The 17,155-nt window shown below is 62.6% G+C and carries 19 protein-coding genes, 1 tRNA gene and 1 rRNA gene; 19 read left to right on the top strand and 2 right to left on the bottom strand.

The window, feature by feature from the left end; genetic code table 11:
• A 5S ribosomal RNA gene (gene rrf, locus CAG29_RS26725) occupies positions 1–97 on the top strand; the annotation flags it as partial.
• Between the two features lie 577 nt (positions 98–674).
• Here the strand turns inward: rrf and CAG29_RS26730 are convergent.
• Positions 675–759 (bottom strand) — tRNA-Leu (locus CAG29_RS26730).
• Positions 760–867: 108 nt separating this feature from the next.
• Here CAG29_RS26730 and queA point away from each other — a divergent pair.
• The 6 genes from queA (at position 868) to CAG29_RS26760 (ending at position 6,953) form a co-directional block, all read left to right on the top strand.
• Positions 868–1,917 carry a tRNA preQ1(34) S-adenosylmethionine ribosyltransferase-isomerase QueA gene (gene queA, locus CAG29_RS26735; RefSeq protein ID WP_085586629.1) on the top strand — a complete coding sequence of 350 codons (1,050 nt, stop codon included), beginning with the start codon at positions 868–870 and terminating at the stop codon, positions 1,915–1,917.
• Between the two features lie 14 nt (positions 1,918–1,931).
• Positions 1,932–3,047, top strand: coding sequence for a tRNA guanosine(34) transglycosylase Tgt (gene tgt, locus CAG29_RS26740; protein WP_170930080.1), 1,116 nt, complete (start codon positions 1,932–1,934; stop codon positions 3,045–3,047).
• 45 nt (positions 3,048–3,092) lie between these two features.
• Complete coding sequence (gene yajC / locus CAG29_RS26745; RefSeq protein ID WP_085586631.1) at positions 3,093–3,428, top strand: preprotein translocase subunit YajC; 336 nt, start codon at positions 3,093–3,095, stop codon at positions 3,426–3,428.
• A gap of 63 nt (positions 3,429–3,491) precedes the next feature.
• Positions 3,492–5,360, top strand: coding sequence for a protein translocase subunit SecD (secD, locus tag CAG29_RS26750; protein ID WP_085586632.1), 1,869 nt, complete (start codon positions 3,492–3,494; stop codon positions 5,358–5,360).
• A 9-nt stretch (positions 5,361–5,369) separates the two neighbouring features.
• Complete coding sequence (gene secF, locus CAG29_RS26755) at positions 5,370–6,284, top strand: protein translocase subunit SecF (protein WP_085586633.1); 915 nt, start codon at positions 5,370–5,372, stop codon at positions 6,282–6,284.
• A 120-nt stretch (positions 6,285–6,404) separates the two neighbouring features.
• On the top strand, positions 6,405–6,953 hold the full coding sequence (locus CAG29_RS26760) for a glycine zipper 2TM domain-containing protein (RefSeq protein ID WP_085695403.1): 549 nt from the start codon (positions 6,405–6,407) through the stop codon (positions 6,951–6,953).
• Between the two features lie 189 nt (positions 6,954–7,142).
• On the opposite strand, the gene suhB is transcribed toward CAG29_RS26760, so the two are convergent.
• Positions 7,143–7,961 (bottom strand): inositol-phosphate phosphatase, encoded by an 819-nt coding sequence (gene suhB, locus CAG29_RS26765; protein ID WP_085586635.1) that lies wholly within the window; start codon positions 7,959–7,961, stop codon positions 7,143–7,145.
• Positions 7,962–8,106: 145 nt separating this feature from the next.
• Between suhB and trmJ the strand changes: the two genes are divergently transcribed.
• From trmJ to rlmN, 12 genes are all read left to right on the top strand, one after another.
• A complete protein-coding gene (gene trmJ, locus CAG29_RS26770; protein WP_085634015.1) occupies positions 8,107–8,877 on the top strand; it encodes a tRNA (cytosine(32)/uridine(32)-2'-O)-methyltransferase TrmJ in 771 nt (256 codons plus the stop codon).
• 2 nt (positions 8,878–8,879) lie between these two features.
• A complete protein-coding gene (gene cysE, locus CAG29_RS26775) occupies positions 8,880–9,656 on the top strand; it encodes a serine O-acetyltransferase (RefSeq protein ID WP_085586637.1) in 777 nt (258 codons plus the stop codon).
• 215 nt (positions 9,657–9,871) lie between these two features.
• Entirely contained in the window at positions 9,872–10,363 is a 492-nt protein-coding gene (gene iscR / locus CAG29_RS26780; protein ID WP_007956690.1) for a Fe-S cluster assembly transcriptional regulator IscR, read from the top strand.
• 50 nt (positions 10,364–10,413) lie between these two features.
• On the top strand, positions 10,414–11,628 hold the full coding sequence (locus tag CAG29_RS26785; RefSeq protein WP_085586638.1) for an IscS subfamily cysteine desulfurase: 1,215 nt from the start codon (positions 10,414–10,416) through the stop codon (positions 11,626–11,628).
• Positions 11,629–11,711: 83 nt separating this feature from the next.
• Positions 11,712–12,098, top strand: a complete 387-nt coding sequence (iscU, locus tag CAG29_RS26790) for a Fe-S cluster assembly scaffold IscU (protein WP_002552476.1) — start codon at positions 11,712–11,714, stop codon at positions 12,096–12,098.
• 31 nt (positions 12,099–12,129) lie between these two features.
• Positions 12,130–12,453 (top strand): iron-sulfur cluster assembly protein IscA, encoded by a 324-nt coding sequence (gene iscA, locus CAG29_RS26795; RefSeq protein WP_085586639.1) that lies wholly within the window; start codon positions 12,130–12,132, stop codon positions 12,451–12,453.
• Positions 12,454–12,461: 8 nt separating this feature from the next.
• A complete protein-coding gene (gene hscB / locus CAG29_RS26800) occupies positions 12,462–12,983 on the top strand; it encodes a co-chaperone HscB (RefSeq protein ID WP_085586640.1) in 522 nt (173 codons plus the stop codon).
• Between the two features lie 51 nt (positions 12,984–13,034).
• Positions 13,035–14,900: a Fe-S protein assembly chaperone HscA gene (gene hscA, locus CAG29_RS26805; protein ID WP_085641066.1), complete on the top strand. Its 1,866-nt coding sequence runs from the start codon at positions 13,035–13,037 to the stop codon at positions 14,898–14,900.
• On the top strand, positions 14,900–15,241 hold the full coding sequence (gene fdx / locus CAG29_RS26810) for an ISC system 2Fe-2S type ferredoxin (protein WP_085586642.1): 342 nt from the start codon (positions 14,900–14,902) through the stop codon (positions 15,239–15,241). The genes hscA and fdx overlap by 1 nt, the downstream gene beginning before the upstream one ends.
• A 14-nt stretch (positions 15,242–15,255) precedes the next feature.
• Positions 15,256–15,456, top strand: coding sequence for a Fe-S cluster assembly protein IscX (gene iscX / locus CAG29_RS26815; RefSeq protein WP_085586643.1), 201 nt, complete (start codon positions 15,256–15,258; stop codon positions 15,454–15,456).
• 88 nt (positions 15,457–15,544) lie between these two features.
• The gene (gene ndk, locus CAG29_RS26820; protein WP_003227894.1) at positions 15,545–15,970 is read left to right on the top strand and encodes a nucleoside-diphosphate kinase; all 426 of its coding nucleotides are present in this window, start codon (positions 15,545–15,547) and stop codon (positions 15,968–15,970) included.
• 29 nt (positions 15,971–15,999) lie between these two features.
• A complete protein-coding gene (rlmN, locus tag CAG29_RS26825; RefSeq protein WP_085641072.1) occupies positions 16,000–17,148 on the top strand; it encodes a 23S rRNA (adenine(2503)-C(2))-methyltransferase RlmN in 1,149 nt (382 codons plus the stop codon).
• Positions 17,149–17,155: the final 7 nt, after the last annotated feature.

Consider the following 17,155-nt stretch of genomic DNA (forward strand, 5'->3'; position numbering starts at 1 on the left):
TGGAACCACCTGATCCCATCCCGAACTCAGAAGTGAAACGATGCATCGCCGATGGTAGTGTGGGGTTTCCCCATGTGAGAGTAGGTCATCGTCAAGATTAAATTCCGAAACCCCAACTGCGAAAGCGGTTGGGGTTTTGTTTTGCCCGCAGGAAAGTTCCTACGTCGAGTTTCCTGGTGGGGGGGGCACTCGCAGGGGGCATGGCTGATGATTGCCGTGCAGAAGAGGGGTGTGGGGCTGTTCAGGATGGCCTCTCGCAAACGCAAGCGATTGTTTGCGCCCCAACTGCAATGGTGGCAGCACGTGGCTGTGATGACCGCAGAGAGGGGCTGTGCCGCGCCCTGGAGGCGTCGAGCGATGGGCATTGGTCGCTGCACTTCCAATGCCTTGCCTCGGCTTGATCGCCGCGCAGCGCGGTTCTGGTCGAGCTGGCGCCGTGCAATTGATCAGCCGCAGTGGCGATGACGAGTTTCTTGCCATTGCTGATGGCGGGACATTGCTCGCCACTATCCGGAAACGGGCAGTGGCAGCGCCCAATGCATGGGCGCATGCCTGATCAGATTCGCGATCGGTGGGGGAAGGGGTGAGAGATAAACCCCAAAAACAAAAAAGCCCGCTGTTAGCGGGCTCTAGAGATGTTACGTAGACGTTGGTAGTCGTCTATGTGTTGCAGATGGTGCCCCGAGGGAGACTCGAACTCCCACTCCTTTCGAAAACGGATTTTGAATCCGCCGCGTCTACCAATTCCGCCATCAGGGCTTAATGGCGGCGAAGTATAGAGAGGCGTCTACCGTTGGTCAATCACGTTTCATGGTCAATTTTTGATATTTCCGCTAGACTTTCCGGCCCTGCCAGACGAACCCCATCATGCGTGTTGCTGACTTTACCTTCGAGCTTCCTGATTCGTTGATCGCCCGCCATCCGTTGGCCGAGCGACGCGGTAGCCGGCTGTTGACCCTGGACGGGGTCAGCGGTGCCCTGGCACACCGTCAATTCACTGATTTGCTTGAGCATTTGCGCCCTGGCGATCTGATGGTGTTCAACAATACCCGGGTGATTCCGGCGCGGTTGTTCGGGCAGAAGGCGTCCGGCGGCAAGCTGGAGATCCTCATCGAACGGGTGCTCGACACGCACCGCGTGCTGGCCCATGTGCGCTCCAGCAAGTCGCCCAAGCCGGGTTCGAAGATCCTCATCGATGGCGGCGGCGAGGCCGAGATGCTGGCCCGTCACGACGCGCTGTTCGAGCTGGGGTTCGCCGAAGAGGTGCTGCCGCTGCTCGACCGCGTCGGGCACATGCCGTTGCCTCCTTATATTGACCGTCCTGACGAAGGCGCCGACCGCGAGCGTTACCAGACCGTGTACGCCGAGCGCCTCGGCGCGGTGGCGGCACCGACCGCCGGCCTGCATTTCGACCAGACCCTGATGGAGGCGATCGCCGCCAAGGGCGTCGAGACCGCGTTCGTCACGCTGCACGTCGGCGCGGGCACGTTCCAGCCGGTGCGGGTCGAGAAGATCGAAGACCATCACATGCACAGCGAATGGCTGGAAGTCGGCCAGGACGTGGTCGATGCCGTCGCCGCCTGCCGTGCGCGGGGTGGGCGGGTGATCGCGGTGGGCACCACCAGCGTGCGTTCGCTGGAGAGCGCCGCCCGCGACGGCGTGCTCAAGCCGTTCAGCGGCGACACCGACATCTTCATCTACCCGGGCCGGCCGTTCCATGTGGTCGACGCCTTGGTCACCAACTTCCATTTGCCCGAATCCACGCTGTTGATGCTGGTTTCGGCGTTCGCCGGTTATCCGGAGACCATGGCGGCTTACAAGGCTGCGGTCGACAACGGTTACCGCTTTTTCAGCTACGGTGATGCGATGTTCATCACCCGCAACCCCGCTCCACGCGGCCCAGAGGAAACAGTATGAGTCGCACCTGTCGCATGTCGTTCGAGTTGCTCGCCACCGACGGCAAGGCCCGCCGTGGCCGCCTGACCTTCCCGCGCGGCACCGTCGAGACCCCGGCGTTCATGCCGGTGGGCACCTACGGCACCGTCAAGGGCATGTTGCCGCGGGACATCGAGGCGATCGGCGCAGAGATCATCCTGGGCAACACCTTCCACCTGTGGCTGCGTCCGGGCATGGAAGTGATCAAGAAGCACGGCGACCTGCATGACTTCATGCAGTGGAAAGGCCCGATCCTGACCGACTCCGGCGGCTTCCAGGTGTTCAGCCTCGGCGCCATGCGCAAGATCAAGGAGGAGGGCGTGACCTTCGCCTCTCCGGTCGACGGCGCCAAGGTGTTCATGGGGCCGGAAGAATCGATGCAGGTCCAGCGCGACCTGGGTTCCGACATCGTGATGATCTTCGACGAATGCACCCCATACCCGGCCGACGAAGACGTCGCGCGGGTGTCCATGGAGCTGTCCCTGCGCTGGGCCCAGCGTTCGAAGAACGCCCACGGCGACAACACGGCGGCGCTGTTCGGCATCGTCCAGGGCGGCATGCACCAGGATCTGCGCATGCGCTCGCTCGAAGGCCTGGACAAGATCGGCTTCGACGGCCTGGCCATCGGCGGCCTGTCGGTGGGCGAGCCCAAGCACGAAATGATCAAGGTGCTGGACTACCTGCCTGGCCAGATGCCTGCTGACAAACCTCGTTACCTTATGGGCGTTGGCAAACCGGAAGATCTGGTTGAGGGTGTGCGCCGCGGGGTGGACATGTTCGATTGCGTGATGCCGACCCGCAATGCCCGCAACGGGCATCTGTTCATCGACACCGGTGTGCTGAAGATCCGTAACGCGTTCCATCGCCATGATGATTCGCCGCTGGATCCGACCTGCGATTGCTACACCTGCCGGAACTTCTCCCGCGCTTATCTGCACCACTTGGACAAATGCGGCGAAATGCTCGGCAGCATGCTCAATACCATCCACAATTTGCGCCATTATCAGGTGCTGATGGCTGGTTTGCGCGAGGCTATTCAACAGGGTACATTGGCCGCCTTCGTCGAGGCCTTCTATGCCAAGCGCGGGCTTCCCGTACCGCCTTTGGACTGAGTTTCCTGACCCCAAGATTCAACATTTTTGCAACTGGAGTGCTAAATGAGCTTTTTTATCTCTAACGCCATGGCCGACGCGGCTGCACCGGCTGCGGCGCCTGTCGGCGGCGGCTTCGAGTGGATTTTCCTGGTCGGTTTCCTGGTCATCTTCTACCTGATGATCTGGCGTCCGCAGGCCAAACGCGCCAAAGAGCAGAAAAACCTGCTGAGCAGCCTGCAGAAGGGCGACGAAGTGGTCACCACCGGCGGCATCGCCGGCAAGATCACCAAAGTGGCCGATGACTTCGTGGTGCTGGAAGTGTCCGACACCGTGGAAATGAAGTTCCAGAAGGGCGCGATCGCCGCCACGCTGCCAAAAGGCACGCTCAAGGCGATCTAAAGTTTCAACTTCCACTCAATCGACGGGGCGCGCAAGGCGCCCCGCGTCATAGCGGGCGGCGTGATGCTGAACAAATATCCTCTGTGGAAATACATTCTGATCCTGGCGGTGCTAGCGATCGGTCTGATTTATTCCGCTCCCAATCTGTACCCCGATGACCCGGCCATCCAGATCAGCGGCGCCAGCACGGCCCTGCAGGTCAACCAGGCCGACCTGGACCGTGCGGGTACTGCGCTCAAGGAATCCGGGATCGCCGTCAAGGCCGCGAGCCTGTCTGCCAACGGCAAGGGCGGCCTGATCCGCCTGACCAAGGCTGAAGACCAGCTGCCGGCCAAGGACGTGGTGCGCAAGGCATTGGGTGACGACTACGTCGTCGCGCTGAACCTGGCCCAGACCACGCCGCAGTGGCTGCGCAACCTGGCCGCGCACCCGATGAAGCTGGGTCTCGACCTGTCCGGCGGTGTGCACTTCCTGCTGGAAGTGGACATGGACAAGGCCATCGACGCTCGCCTGAAAATCTACGAAGGCGAAGTCAAGAGCCTGCTGCGCAAAGAGAAGCTGCGCTACCGCAGCCTGCCGCAACTGGGTGGCGCCATCCAGCTGGGCTTCAGCGACGATGCGTCCCGCGAACAGGCCCGTGCGCTGATCCGCAAGAGCTTCAACGATTTCGACATTGTTCCGGCCGACCTCAACGGCCAGCCGGTGCTGCGTCTGGCGATGACCCCGGCCAAGCTGGTGGAAATCCGCGAATACTCCATCAAGCAGAACCTGACCACGGTGCGTAACCGCGTCAACGAGCTGGGTGTCGCCGAACCGATCGTCCAGCGCCAGGGCGCCAACCGTATCGTGGTTGAGCTGCCGGGCGTGCAGGACACCGCCGAAGCCAAGCGGATCCTGGGCAAGACGGCCAACCTTGAGTTCCGCCTGGCCGCCGAGCCGGGTGCCTCCAAGGCCACCTCCGAGACCTTCGAGTTCCGCGAGGGCAAGCGTCCTCCGGCGCAGATCGAGCGCAGCCTGATCATCACCGGTGACCAGGTGACCGACGCCAAGGCCGGTTTCGGCGAGCACGGCACCCCTGAAGTGAACATCCGCCTGGACGGTCACGGCGGCGAGCTGATGAGCCGTGCGACCCGCAGCAACGTCGGTCGCAGCATGGCGGTGATCTTCATCGAGCAGCGTCCGGTCACCACCTACACCAAGCAGGTGGTCGACGGCGTAGAGAAAGACGTGGCGGTGCAGTCGTTCAAGGAAGAGAAGAAGATCATCAGCCTGGCGACCATCCAGTCGCCGCTGGGCGCGCAGTTCCGCATCACCGGCCTGAACGGCCAGGGCGAGTCCTCCGAACTGGCGCTGCTGCTGCGCGCCGGCGGCCTGGCGGCGCCGATGTACTTTGCCGAAGAACGCACCATCGGCCCGAGCCTGGGTGCGGACAACATCACCAAAGGCATCGACGCTTCGCTGTGGGGCATGCTGTTCGTCTCGCTGTTCATCATCGCCATCTACCGCTTCTTCGGTCTGATCGCCACGGTCGCGCTGGCCGTGAACATGGTGATGTTGCTGGCGCTGATGTCGCTGCTGGGCGCGACGCTGACCCTGCCGGGCATCGCCGGCATCGTGTTGACCATGGGCATGGCGGTCGACGCCAACGTGCTGATCTTCTCGCGGATCCGCGAAGAGATCGCCGCCGGCATGACCGTGCAGCGCGCCATCAACGAAGGCTTCGGCCGGGCGTTCACCGCGATCCTCGATGCCAACCTGACCACCCTGCTGGTCGGCGGCATCCTCTTCGCCATGGGCACCGGCCCGGTGAAGGGCTTCGCGGTGACCATGTCCCTCGGGATCTTTACCTCGATGTTCACGGCCATCATGGTGACCCGCGCGATGGTCAACCTGATCTTCGGCGGTCGTGACTTCAAGAAGTTGTGGATTTAAGGGGCTGCCATGTTACGTACTATCAACTTCATGGGCGTTCGCAACTTCGCGTTCGGCGTCACATTGTTCCTGACGGCCCTGGCCTTGTTCAGCGTGTTCCACAAGGGCATGAACTGGGGCCTGGACTTCACCGGCGGTACGCTCATCGAGCTGACCTACGAGCGTCCGGCCGACGTCACCAAGGTGCGCGAGCAACTGACGACGGCCGGTTACCACGAGGCCGTCGTGCAGAACTTCGGCGCGACCACCGACCTGCTGGTGCGCATGCCGGGTGAAGACCCGCAGTTGGGCCATCAGGTGGCCGAGGCGCTGCAGAAGGTCGGCGGCGAGAACCCGGCGACCGTCAAGCGCGTCGAGTTCGTGGGCCCGCAGGTGGGCGAGGAGCTGCGTGACCAGGGCGGCCTGGGCATGCTGCTGGCGTTGGGCGGCATCCTGCTCTACCTGGCTTTCCGCTTTCAGTGGAAATTCGCGGTGGGCGCCATCGTTTCGCTGATCCACGACGTGATCGTGACCATCGGCATCCTGTCGTTCTTCCAGATCACCTTCGACCTGACGGTGCTGGCGGCGGTGCTGGCGATCATCGGCTACTCGCTCAACGACACCATCGTGGTGTTCGACCGGGTTCGCGAGAACTTCCGTGTGCTGCGCAAGGCCAACCTGATCGAGAACATCAACATCTCGACCACCCAGACCCTGCTGCGCACCATGGCGACCTCGATCTCGACGTTGCTGGCGATCGCGGCGCTGCTGTTCTTCGGCGGCGACAACCTGTTCGGCTTCTCCATCGCCCTGTTCATCGGTGTTCTGGCGGGTACCTACTCGTCGATCTACATCGCCAACGTGGTGCTGATCTGGCTGAACCTGACCAGCGAAGACCTGATCCCTCCGGCCAACACCGACAAGGAAATCGACGACCGTCCTTGAGGCCGGCTTCTCCTGACGGTGTCACCCGAAAAAGGCGCGAGTTGAACTCGCGCCTTTTTTCATGCTCCAAGGCTGGGAGAAGCGCGGGCACGCCCCGCATGTGATGGTCAGGAGGTTCATGTGAACAAGTCGTTGCTGGTTGGTGCGGTATTGGGTGCTGTCGGTGTGACCGCCGGGGGTGCTGTTGCTACCTACAGCCTGGTGAAAAGCGGCCCTGAGTACGCGCAAGTGCTGGCTGTCGAGCCGGTCAAGACGCAGATCAAGACTCCACGTGAAGTGTGCAAGGACGTCACCGTGACCCGTCAAGCGCCGGTGAAGGATCAGCACCAGATCGCCGGTACGGTGGTCGGTGCGCTGGCCGGCGGCCTTTTGGGCAACCAGATCGGCGGCGGCACCGGCAAGAAGATCGCCACGGTGGCCGGTGCGGTCGGCGGCGGTTACGCCGGCAACAAGGTGCAGGAGGGCATGCAGGAGCGTGACACCTACACCACGACGCAGACACGCTGCAACACCGTGAATGACATCAGCGACAAGGTCGTCGGCTACGACGTTCGTTACTCGCTGGACGGCAAGGAAGGCAAAGTGCGGATGGACCGGGATCCGGGCAACCAGATTCCGGTGGACAAGGAAGGCAAGTTGATCCTGTCCCAGGTCCAACCCGGGCAGTGATCAAACATGAAAAAGCACCCTGCGGGGTGCTTTTTTGTGCCTGTCGTTCGGCGTACGACTTGGGGGCTTGGCTGACTCCATCGCCAGCAGGCTGGCTCCCACATGGACTGTGGTGGCTGCCGAAAGCGTGCCAATCACAGGCATAAAAAAAAGCACCCCGAAGGGTGCTTTTTTCGTATTGCGCAGCGCTTAACGCTTCATCGAGGCCGGCAGGTGCGGCTGGATGGCGGTCAGCACGGCCTTGAAGCATTTGGTGTTGCCGGCGACGACGTGGCCTTTCTCCAGGAAGTCGTGACCGCCGGTGAAGTCGCTCACCAGGCCGCCCGCTTCCTGAATCAGCAGGGCGCCGGCTGCCATGTCCCACTCGGACAGGCCCGATTCCCAGAACGCGTCGAAACGGCCGGCGGCCACGTAGGCCAGATCCAGGCTCGCCGAACCTGCGCGACGGATGCCGGCGGTCTGGCCCACCAGGGCGCGGAACATGCCCAGGTAGTTGTCCAGGTTGTCCATCTGGTCGTCACGGAACGGGAAACCGGTGCCCAGCAGGGCGCCGTCCAGGCTGGTGCGGCCGCTGACGCGCAGGCGACGACCGTTCAGTTGGGCGCCACGGCCACGGCTGGCGGTGAACTCTTCCTGACGGACCGGATCCAGGACAACGGCGTGTTCCAGGCGGCCACGGTATTTGCAGGCGATGCTGACCGCGAAGTGAGGGATGCCGCGCAGGAAGTTGGTGGTGCCGTCCAGCGGATCGATGATCCACAGGTACTCTTCGCCTTCGATGCCGGAGCCAGCGTGCATGCCGGTCTCTTCACCCATGATCGAATGATTCGGGTAGGCCTTGCGCAGGGCGTCGATGATTTTCTGTTCGGCGGCGCGGTCCACCTCGGACACGTAGTCCTTGGCGTCTTTTTCGTCGACCTTGATGGTATCCAGGCGCTCGATGGAGCGGAAGATCAGTTCACTGGCGCTGCGGGCGGCGCGCAGCGCGATATTCAGCATGGGCTGCATGGATGTGTCACCTAAGGTTGTTAAAGAAAGCCGCGCATTCTATCAGAAGTTTTCTTCAGGTGAAGGTCGCTGTTCGCATTCATGGCTTAACGGTAGGCTGTTCTGTAAGATTTGCACCCCTTTCCCGAGTCCGAGAGCCTGCGCCGTGCTGCAAAACATTCGTGTCGTCCTGGTCAACACCAGCCATCCGGGCAACATCGGCGGGACCGCGCGCGCCATGAAGAACATGGGGCTTTCGCGGCTGGTGCTGGTGGAGCCCCGGGTGTTTCCGCACCACGAAGCCGACGCCCGCGCCTCGGGCGCCGGCGACATCCTTGAAAACGCGCAAGTCGTCGCCACCTTGGAAGACGCGCTGGTCGGCTGCAACCTGGTGCTGGGCACCAGCGCCCGTGACCGGCGGATCCCGTGGCCGTTGCTCGATCCTCGCGAATGCGGCGCAAAAGTGGTCTCGGAAGCCGGGCAGGGCGCGGAAATCGCTTTGGTGTTCGGGCGCGAGGACTCCGGCCTGACCAACGAAGAGCTGCAGCGATGTCACTACCACGTGCACATCCCCTCCGATCCGGAGTTCAGCTCGCTGAACCTCGGGGCGGCGGTGCAGGTGTTGAGCTATGAAGTGCGTATGGCGTGGCTGGCGGCGCAGGGCCAGCCGAGCAAGTTCGAGAAGGAAGAGGTGGCCTCCGTCAAAAGCAATGAGCTGGCGACCATGGATGAGCTGGAGCGGTTCTATGAGCACCTGGAACAGACCCTGGTGGCCATCGAGTTCCTCGATCCTGAGAAGCCGCGGCACTTGATGGCGCGCCTGCGCCGGTTGTACGGACGCAGCTCGGTCAGCCGGGCGGAAATGAATATTTTGCGTGGCATCCTCACGGAAACCCAGAAAGCGGCCCGTGGCGAGCTCCTTAAACGGAAGGAATGATGATGTTCGAACGTTTACGTGAAGATATCCAGAGCGTATTCCACCGAGACCCGGCGGCGCGTAACGCTTTTGAGGTTCTGACCTGCTACCCCGGCATGCACGCGATCTGGATCCATCGGCTGTCGGCGATGCTGTGGCGCGCGGAGCTGAAATGGCTGGCGCGACTGGTGTCGAACTTCGGCCGCTGGCTGACCGGGATCGAGATCCATCCGGGGGCGAAGGTCGGTCGCCGCTTCTTCATCGACCACGGCATGGGCATCGTGATCGGTGAAACGGCCGAGATCGGCGACGACGTGACTCTGTACCAGGGCGTGACCCTCGGCGGCACCAGCTGGAACAAGGGCAAGCGTCACCCGACGCTGGGCGACGGCGTGGTGGTCGGGGCCGGCGCGAAAGTGCTCGGACCGTTCACCGTGGGTGCCGGCGCCAAGGTCGGCTCCAATGCGGTGGTCACCAAGGAAGTGCCGCCGGGCGCGACCGTGGTGGGCATTCCGGGGCGGATCATCGTCAAGTCCGATGACGAGCTGGACGCCAAGCGTAAGGCGATGGCCGAGAAAATCGGCTTCGATGCCTATGGCGTCAGCGGCGACATGCCGGATCCGGTGGCCCGGGCCATCGGTCAGTTGCTCGATCACCTGCAGGCGGTGGACGGGCGGCTGGAGGGCATGTGCGGCGCACTGAAGGATCTGGGCAGCAATTACTGTGCGAAAGATCTGCCTGAGCTGCGCGAAGAAGACTTCGCCTGCGTCAAGGGCAAGGAAGACACCACGGCGGGATGAGGCCTGCCCGAGGGGCGGCGCGAGCGGCGCCGGCCTTCGGGTGTCGTGATCAGGCAACGGCGCAGCGCTGGCCGGTGTGCCATTAAGCCGCAGACCCTGCTATCATGCGCGCGCTCTTTGCGGGTAAACCCGACTAAAGCACTAGGTCTTATAGTTGACTTAAATGCTCGGGAATTGCATACTCCCGCCCATTCCGAACTCCGTGGTAATTGTCCATGCGACTGACTACAAAAGGCCGATACGCCGTGACCGCCATGCTTGACCTGGCGTTGCACGCGCAGCACGGGCCCGTGTCCCTGGCCGATATCTCCGAGCGCCAAGGCATTTCCCTGTCCTATCTCGAACAGCTGTTCGCCAAGCTGCGCCGCAGCAACCTGGTGTCCAGCGTCCGTGGTCCGGGCGGCGGTTACCAGCTGTCCCGCGACATGCAGGGCATCCAGGTCGCTCAGGTGATCGATGCGGTCAACGAATCGGTCGATGCGACCAAATGCCAGGGCCAGGGCGATTGCCATTCCGGCGACACCTGCCTGACCCATCACCTGTGGTGCGACCTCAGCCTGCAGATCCACGAATTTCTCAGCGGTATCAGCTTGGCCGACCTCGTAACTCGCCGTGAGGTGCAGGAAGTGGCCCAGCGCCAGGATCAGCGTCGTTGCAATGGCAAGGCGCCGCGCCTGGACAAGATTGAAGCGTCCGCCGTCGAATGACAGCCAGAGAGCCAGCGGTACGCCAGCCAGCCTGATTTAGGAGATAGTCCATGAAATTGCCGATTTACCTTGATTACTCTGCGACCACCCCGGTCGATCCGCGCGTTGCGCAAAAGATGAGTGAATGCCTGCTGGTCGACGGGAACTTCGGTAACCCGGCGTCCCGCTCCCACGTGTTCGGCTGGAAGGCCGAAGAAGCCGTGGAGAACGCCCGTCGTCAGGTGGCCGACCTGGTCAACGCCGACCCGCGCGAAATCGTCTGGACCTCCGGTGCCACCGAGTCCGACAACCTGGCAATCAAGGGTGCGGCACATTTCTACGCCTCCAAGGGCAAGCACCTGATCACCACCAAGATCGAACACAAGGCCGTCCTCGACACCATGCGCCAACTGGAGCGCGAAGGTTTCGAAGTGACCTACATCGAGCCTCGTGAAGACGGTCTGGTCACCCCGGAAATGGTCGAAGCCGCCCTGCGCGAAGACACCATCCTGGTGTCGGTGATGCACGTGAACAACGAGATCGGCACGATCAACGACATCGCTGCCATCGGCGAACTGACCCGTTCCAAAGGCATCCTGTTCCACGTCGACGCCGCTCAGTCCACCGGCAAGGTCGAGATCGACCTGCAGAAGCTGAAAGTCGACATGATGTCGTTCTCCGCCCACAAGACCTACGGCCCTAAAGGCATCGGCGCGCTGTACGTCAGCCGCAAGCCGCGCGTGCGCATCGAAGCGACCATGCACGGCGGCGGTCACGAGCGCGGCATGCGCTCCGGCACCCTGGCGACCCACCAGATCGTCGGCATGGGCGAAGCCTTCCGCGTGGCCAAGGAAGACATGGCCGCCGAGAACGTGCGGATCAAGGCCCTGAGCGACCGCTTCTACAAGCAGGTCGAGCACCTGGAAGAGCTGTACGTCAACGGCAGCCTGACCGCCCGCGTTCCGCACAACCTGAACCTGAGCTTCAACTATGTCGAAGGCGAGTCGCTGATCATGGCGCTCAAGGACCTGGCGGTATCGTCCGGTTCGGCCTGCACCTCGGCGTCGCTGGAGCCTTCGTACGTGCTGCGCGCCCTGGGCCGCAACGACGAACTGGCGCACAGCTCGATCCGCTTCACCTTCGGCCGCTTCACCACCGAAGAAGAGATCGACTACGCCGCGCAGAAGGTCTGCGAGGCCGTCACCAAGCTGCGCGCCCTGTCGCCGCTGTGGGACATGTACAAAGACGGTGTCGACATTTCGAAGATCGAGTGGGCGGCACACTGATTTCAAGTCGCCGCGAACCAGCCCTGCGGCCAGAGGCGGCAGGGCCCAAAGAGCGACTCTCTGATGAGTGAGGATTAAGCATCATGGCTTACAGCGAAAAGGTCATCGACCACTACGAAAACCCGCGCAACGTCGGCAAGATGAACGCCGAAGACCCGGATGTCGGCACCGGCATGGTCGGCGCCCCGGCGTGCGGCGACGTGATGCGCCTGCAGATCAAGGTCAACGAGCAGGGCGTGATCGAAGACGCCAAGTTCAAGACCTACGGCTGCGGTTCGGCGATCGCTTCCAGCTCCCTGGCCACCGAGTGGATGAAGGGCAAGACCCTGGACGAAGCCGAAACCATCAAGAACACCCAACTGGCTGAAGAACTGGCCCTGCCGCCGGTGAAGATCCACTGCTCCGTGCTCGCCGAGGACGCCATCAAGGCGGCCGTGCGCGACTACAAGCAGAAGAAAGGTTTGCTCTAACAGCACACATCGCAAGATGTAAGGAGTCTCGATGGCCATCAGCATGACAGAAGCCGCCGCCAAGCATGTGCGCCGTTCCCTGGACGGTCGCGGCAAGGGCGAAGGGATCCGCTTGGGCGTCCGTACCACGGGCTGCTCGGGGCTGGCCTATGTGCTGGAATTCGTCGATGCCCTGGGCGAAGACGACCAGGTGTTCGAAAGCCATGGCGAAAAGGTGATCATCGATCCCAAGAGCCTGGCGTACCTGGACGGCACCGAACTCGATTTCGTCAAGGAAGGGTTGAACGAAGGCTTCAAGTTCAACAACCCCAACGTGCGCGGTGAGTGTGGCTGCGGCGAAAGCTTCAACGTCTGAGGCCGCTCGTGGGTATTCCTTGTCATTTCGCCCTGTTTGACCTGCAACCGGATTTCCGCCTGGATCTCGAGCAGTTGGCCACGCGCTACCGCGAGCTGGCGCGCGGGGTTCACCCTGACCGCTTCGCCGACGCCTCCGAGCGCGAGCAGCGGTTGGCGCTTGAGCAGTCCGCCCGGCTCAACGAGGCGTACCAGACCCTCAAGAGCCCCCCGCAACGCGCGCGTTACCTGCTCACCATGAGCGGGCGTGAGCTGCCGCTGGAGGTCACGGTGCACGATCCGGAGTTCCTGCTGCAGCAGATGGAGCTGCGCGAGGAGCTCGAGGATCTGCAGGACAGCGCCGACCTGGACGGTGTCGCCGCCTTCAAGCGCCGGCTGAAGGCCGCCCAGGACCGATTGAACGAAAGCTTCGCAGCCTGCTGGAACGACGCGGCGCAACGCGAGCAGGCCGAACGCCTGATGCGGCGCATGCAGTTCCTCGACAAGCTCTCCTACGAAGTGCGCCAGTTAGAAGAGCGCCTCGACGATTAACCCAGTGCCGCTCCGGTCGCACGCCTGATATACAGATAAGTCCTGATCACGATGGCCCTACTGCAGATCGCCGAACCCGGCCAAAGTCCTCAACCGCACCAGCGCCGTCTGGCTGTGGGGATCGACTTGGGCACTACCAATTCGCTGGTCGCTGCGTTGCGCAGTGGTCTTTCCGAGCCGCTGGCCGACGCCCAAGGGCAGGTGATCCTGCCGTCCGCCGTGCGTTATCACGCCGACCGCGTCGAAGTCGGCGAGTCGGCCAAGCTGGCCGCGTCCTCCGATCCCCTGAACACCGTGCTGTCGGTCAAGCGCCTGATGGGGCGCGGCCTGTCCGACGTCAAGCAGTTGGGCGAGCAACTGCCGTACCGCTTCGTCGGCGGCGAGTCGCACATGCCGTTCATCGACACGGTCCAGGGGCCGAAAAGCCCGGTCGAAGTCTCCGCCGACATCCTGAAGGTGCTGCGTCAGCGCGCTGAAGCGACGCTGGGCGGCGAGCTGGTCGGCGCGGTGATCACGGTGCCGGCCTATTTCGATGATGCTCAGCGCCAGGCCACCAAGGATGCGGCGAAGCTCGCCGGCCTGAACGTGCTGCGCCTGCTCAACGAGCCGACCGCGGCCGCTGTGGCCTATGGCCTGGATCAGCACGCCGAAGGCCTGGTCGCGATCTACGACCTGGGCGGCGGTACGTTCGATATTTCGATTCTGCGCCTGACCGGCGGAGTCTTCGAAGTGCTGGCCACCGGTGGCGACAGCGCCCTGGGCGGCGATGACTTCGACCACGCCGTCGCCGGCTGGATCATCGAGGGCGCCGGCCTGTCCGTCGATCTCGATCCGGGCGCGCAACGCAACCTGCTGCAGACCGCCTGCGCGGCCAAGGAAGCGTTGACCGACGCCGCTGCCGTCGAGGTCGTCTACGGCGACTGGAAGGCGCAGCTGACCCGCGAAGCGTTCGACGCATTGATCGAGCCGATGGTCGCCCGCAGCCTCAAGGCCTGCCGCCGCGCGGTGCGTGACTCGGGCATTGAGCTTGAAGACGTCCATGCCGTGGTCATGGTCGGCGGTTCGACCCGTGTGCCGCGTGTGCGCGAAGCCGTCGCCGAAGCCTTCGGCCGTCAGCCGCTGACCTCTATCGACCCGGATCAAGTGGTGGCCATCGGGGCCGCGATCCAGGCCGACACCCTGGCCGGCAACAAGCGTGACGGCGGCGAACTGCTGCTGCTCGACGTGATTCCGCTGTCCCTGGGGCTGGAAACCATGGGCGGGCTGATGGAGAAGGTGATTCCGCGCAACACCACCATCCCGGTCGCCCGCGCCCAGGACTTCACCACCTACAAGGACGGCCAGTCGGCCATGGCGATCCATGTGCTGCAGGGCGAGCGCGAGCTGATCAGCGATTGCCGCTCCCTGGCGCGCTTCGAACTGCGCGGGATCCCGGCGATGGTGGCTGGCGCGGCGAAGATCCGCGTGACCTTCCAGGTCGATGCCGATGGCCTGCTCAGCGTCTCCGCCCGTGAGTTGGGCTCGGGCGTCGAGGCCAGCATCCAGGTCAAGCCGTCCTACGGCCTGACCGACGGCGAAATCGCCAAGATGCTCAAGGATTCGTTCCAGCACGCCAACGACGACAAGGTCGCCCGTGTCCTGCGCGAGCAGCAGGTCGACGCCCAGCGTCTGGTCGAGGCGGTGCAGGCTGCCCTGGACGCCGACGGCGAGCGCCTGCTGGACGCCGAAGAACGCATGGTCATCGACCTGCAGGTGCAGGAACTGACCGAACTGATGAAAGGCACCGATGGCTTCGCCATCGAGCAGCAGACCAAGCGTCTGTCGCAAGTGACCGACGCCTTTGCCGCCCGCCGCCTGGATTCGACGGTGAAAGCCGCGCTGGCGGGGCGCAACCTGAATGAAATCGAGGATAACTGATGCCGCAGGTCATTTTTCTGCCACACGAGAAGTTCTGCCCTGATGGCATGGTGGTCGAGGCCGAGCCCGGCACGTCCATTCTCGAACTGGCCCACGAGCACCACATCGAGATGGAAAGCGCCTGCGGCGGCGTTTGCGCCTGCACCACCTGTCACTGCATCATTCGCGAGGGATTCGACTCGCTGGAAGAGGCCGACGAGCTGGAAGAGGACTTCCTCGACCGGGCCTGGGGCCTGGAAGCGCAGTCGCGCCTGGCCTGCCAGGCCATTGTCGGCGAGGACGACCTGACCGTCGAAATCCCGAAATATTCGCTTAACCATGCGGCCGAAGCGCCGCACTGACTGGTAAGACTGTCATGAGCTACGGCTGGAATGATGTTCAACGCATTGCAGAGGAGCTGGCCGAGGCCCATCCGGGCGTCGATCCGTACTCTGTCAATTTCGTCGACTTGAAAGAATGGATCATGGCGCTGCCGGATTTCGACAACAACTCGGGCCGTGTGGGCGAGAAAGTGTTGGAAGCGGTTCAGACGCTCTGGGCCGACGAGTTAGACTGATCGTCCTCGCAGGTTAGGCAATACCCAAGAACCCGCGTATAATTCGCGGGTTTAATTTTTCGCAAATTACTGTTTCTGGAGTTACACCATGGCTGTTCAACGTACTTTCTCCATCATCAAGCCTGACGCCGTTGCAAAAGGCGCTGCCGGCGAAATCGTTACCCGTTTCGAAAAGGCCGGTCTGAAAGTGGTTGCCTCGAAAATGAAGCAACTGTCCAAAGCCGAAGCCGAAGGCTTCTACGCTGAGCACAAAGAGCGCGGTTTCTTCGGTGACCTGGTTGCTTTCATGATCTCCGGTCCAGTGGTCGTTCAGGTTCTGGAAGGCGAAAACGCCATCGCTCGCAACCGTGAGCTGATGGGCGCCACCAACCCTAAAGAAGCTGCTGCCGGCACCATCCGCGCTGACTTCGCCGAGTCGATCGACGCCAACGCCGTTCACGGTTCGGACTCCGAAGCCGCTGCCGCTCGCGAAATCTCGTACTTCTTCGCAGCTACCGAAGTAACCACTCGCTAAGCATCGGCTTAAAGAGTGAAGGTGAATCCATGACGACATCGACTGCTAAAACCAACCTGCTGGGTCTGACCCAGCCGGAAATGGAAAAATTCTTCGACTCAATCGGGGAGAAGCGTTTCCGTGCCGGTCAGGTTATGAAATGGATTCACCACTTTGGCGTGGATGATTTCGACGCCATGACGAACGTCGGCAAGGCCTTGCGCGAAAAGCTCAAGGCCGTTGCCGAAATTCGTGGTCCCGAAGTGGTCAGCGAGGACATCTCCAGCGACGGCACCCGCAAGTGGGTGGTGCGCGTGGCGTCCGGCAGCTGCGTCGAGACCGTGTACATTCCCCAGGGCAAGCGCGGCACCCTCTGCGTTTCGTCCCAGGCAGGCTGTGCCCTGGACTGCAGTTTCTGCTCCACCGGCAAGCAAGGCTTCAACAGCAACCTCACCGCCGCCGAAGTCATCGGCCAGGTGTGGATTGCGAACAAATCCTTCGGCAGCGTTCCGGCCACCATCGACCGCGCCATCACCAACGTGGTGATGATGGGCATGGGCGAACCGCTGCTGAACTTCGACAACGTCGTGGCCGCCATGCATCTGATGATGGATGACCTGGGCTACGGGATCTCCAAGCGCCGCGTGACCCTGTCCACGTCGGGTGTGGTGCCGATGATCGATGAGCTGGCCAAGCACATCGACGTGTCCCTGGCGTTGTCCCTGCACGCACCGAACGATGCTCTGCGTAACCAGTTGGTGCCGATCAACAAGAAATACCCGCTCAAGATGCTGCTCGACTCCTGCGTGCGCTACATGTCCGCCCTCGGCGAGAAGCGTGTGCTGACCATCGAGTACACCTTGCTCAAGGACGTCAACGACAAGCTCGAGCATGCGCTCGAGATGATCGAGCTGCTCAAGGACATCCCCTGCAAGATCAACCTGATCCCGTTCAACCCGTTCCCGCATTCCGGGTACGAGCGGCCGAGCAACAACGCCATCCGCCGGTTCCAGGATCAGCTTCACCACGCAGGCTTCAACGTCACCGTGCGCACCACCCGTGGTGAGGACATCGACGCCGCCTGCGGTCAATTGGTAGGACAGGTGCTGGATCGCACCCGTCGCAGCGAACGCTACATCGCGGTGCGCGAATTGAGCGCCGACGGCGATCTGGCGCAGAACGCCGCGAACACTCACTAAGAGAGGA

The sequence above is a fragment of the Pseudomonas sp. B7(2017) genome (assembly GCF_002112745.1).
GTDB classification, from domain to species: Bacteria; Pseudomonadota; Gammaproteobacteria; order Pseudomonadales; family Pseudomonadaceae; genus Aquipseudomonas; species Aquipseudomonas ekonensis.

Bases quoted from the DNA above. Each gene is read 5' to 3' on its own strand.
- queA (WP_085586629.1), top strand. From the start codon at position 868: ATGCGTGTTGCTGACTTTACCTTCGAGCTTCCTGATTCGTTGATCGCC.
- tgt (WP_170930080.1), top strand. From the start codon at position 1,932: ATGTCGTTCGAGTTGCTCGCCACCGACGGCAAGGCCCGCCGTGGCCGC.
- yajC (WP_085586631.1), top strand. From the start codon at position 3,093: ATGAGCTTTTTTATCTCTAACGCCATGGCCGACGCGGCTGCACCGGCT.
- secD (WP_085586632.1), top strand. From the start codon at position 3,492: ATGCTGAACAAATATCCTCTGTGGAAATACATTCTGATCCTGGCGGTG.
- secF (WP_085586633.1), top strand. From the start codon at position 5,370: ATGTTACGTACTATCAACTTCATGGGCGTTCGCAACTTCGCGTTCGGC.
- suhB (WP_085586635.1), bottom strand. From the start codon at position 7,961: ATGCAGCCCATGCTGAATATCGCGCTGCGCGCCGCCCGCAGCGCCAGT.
- cysE (WP_085586637.1), top strand. From the start codon at position 8,880: ATGTTCGAACGTTTACGTGAAGATATCCAGAGCGTATTCCACCGAGAC.
- iscR (WP_007956690.1), top strand. From the start codon at position 9,872: ATGCGACTGACTACAAAAGGCCGATACGCCGTGACCGCCATGCTTGAC.
- CAG29_RS26785 (WP_085586638.1), top strand. From the start codon at position 10,414: ATGAAATTGCCGATTTACCTTGATTACTCTGCGACCACCCCGGTCGAT.
- iscU (WP_002552476.1), top strand. From the start codon at position 11,712: ATGGCTTACAGCGAAAAGGTCATCGACCACTACGAAAACCCGCGCAAC.
- iscA (WP_085586639.1), top strand. From the start codon at position 12,130: ATGGCCATCAGCATGACAGAAGCCGCCGCCAAGCATGTGCGCCGTTCC.
- hscA (WP_085641066.1), top strand. From the start codon at position 13,035: ATGGCCCTACTGCAGATCGCCGAACCCGGCCAAAGTCCTCAACCGCAC.
- fdx (WP_085586642.1), top strand. From the start codon at position 14,900: ATGCCGCAGGTCATTTTTCTGCCACACGAGAAGTTCTGCCCTGATGGC.
- iscX (WP_085586643.1), top strand. From the start codon at position 15,256: ATGAGCTACGGCTGGAATGATGTTCAACGCATTGCAGAGGAGCTGGCC.
- ndk (WP_003227894.1), top strand. From the start codon at position 15,545: ATGGCTGTTCAACGTACTTTCTCCATCATCAAGCCTGACGCCGTTGCA.
- rlmN (WP_085641072.1), top strand. From the start codon at position 16,000: ATGACGACATCGACTGCTAAAACCAACCTGCTGGGTCTGACCCAGCCG.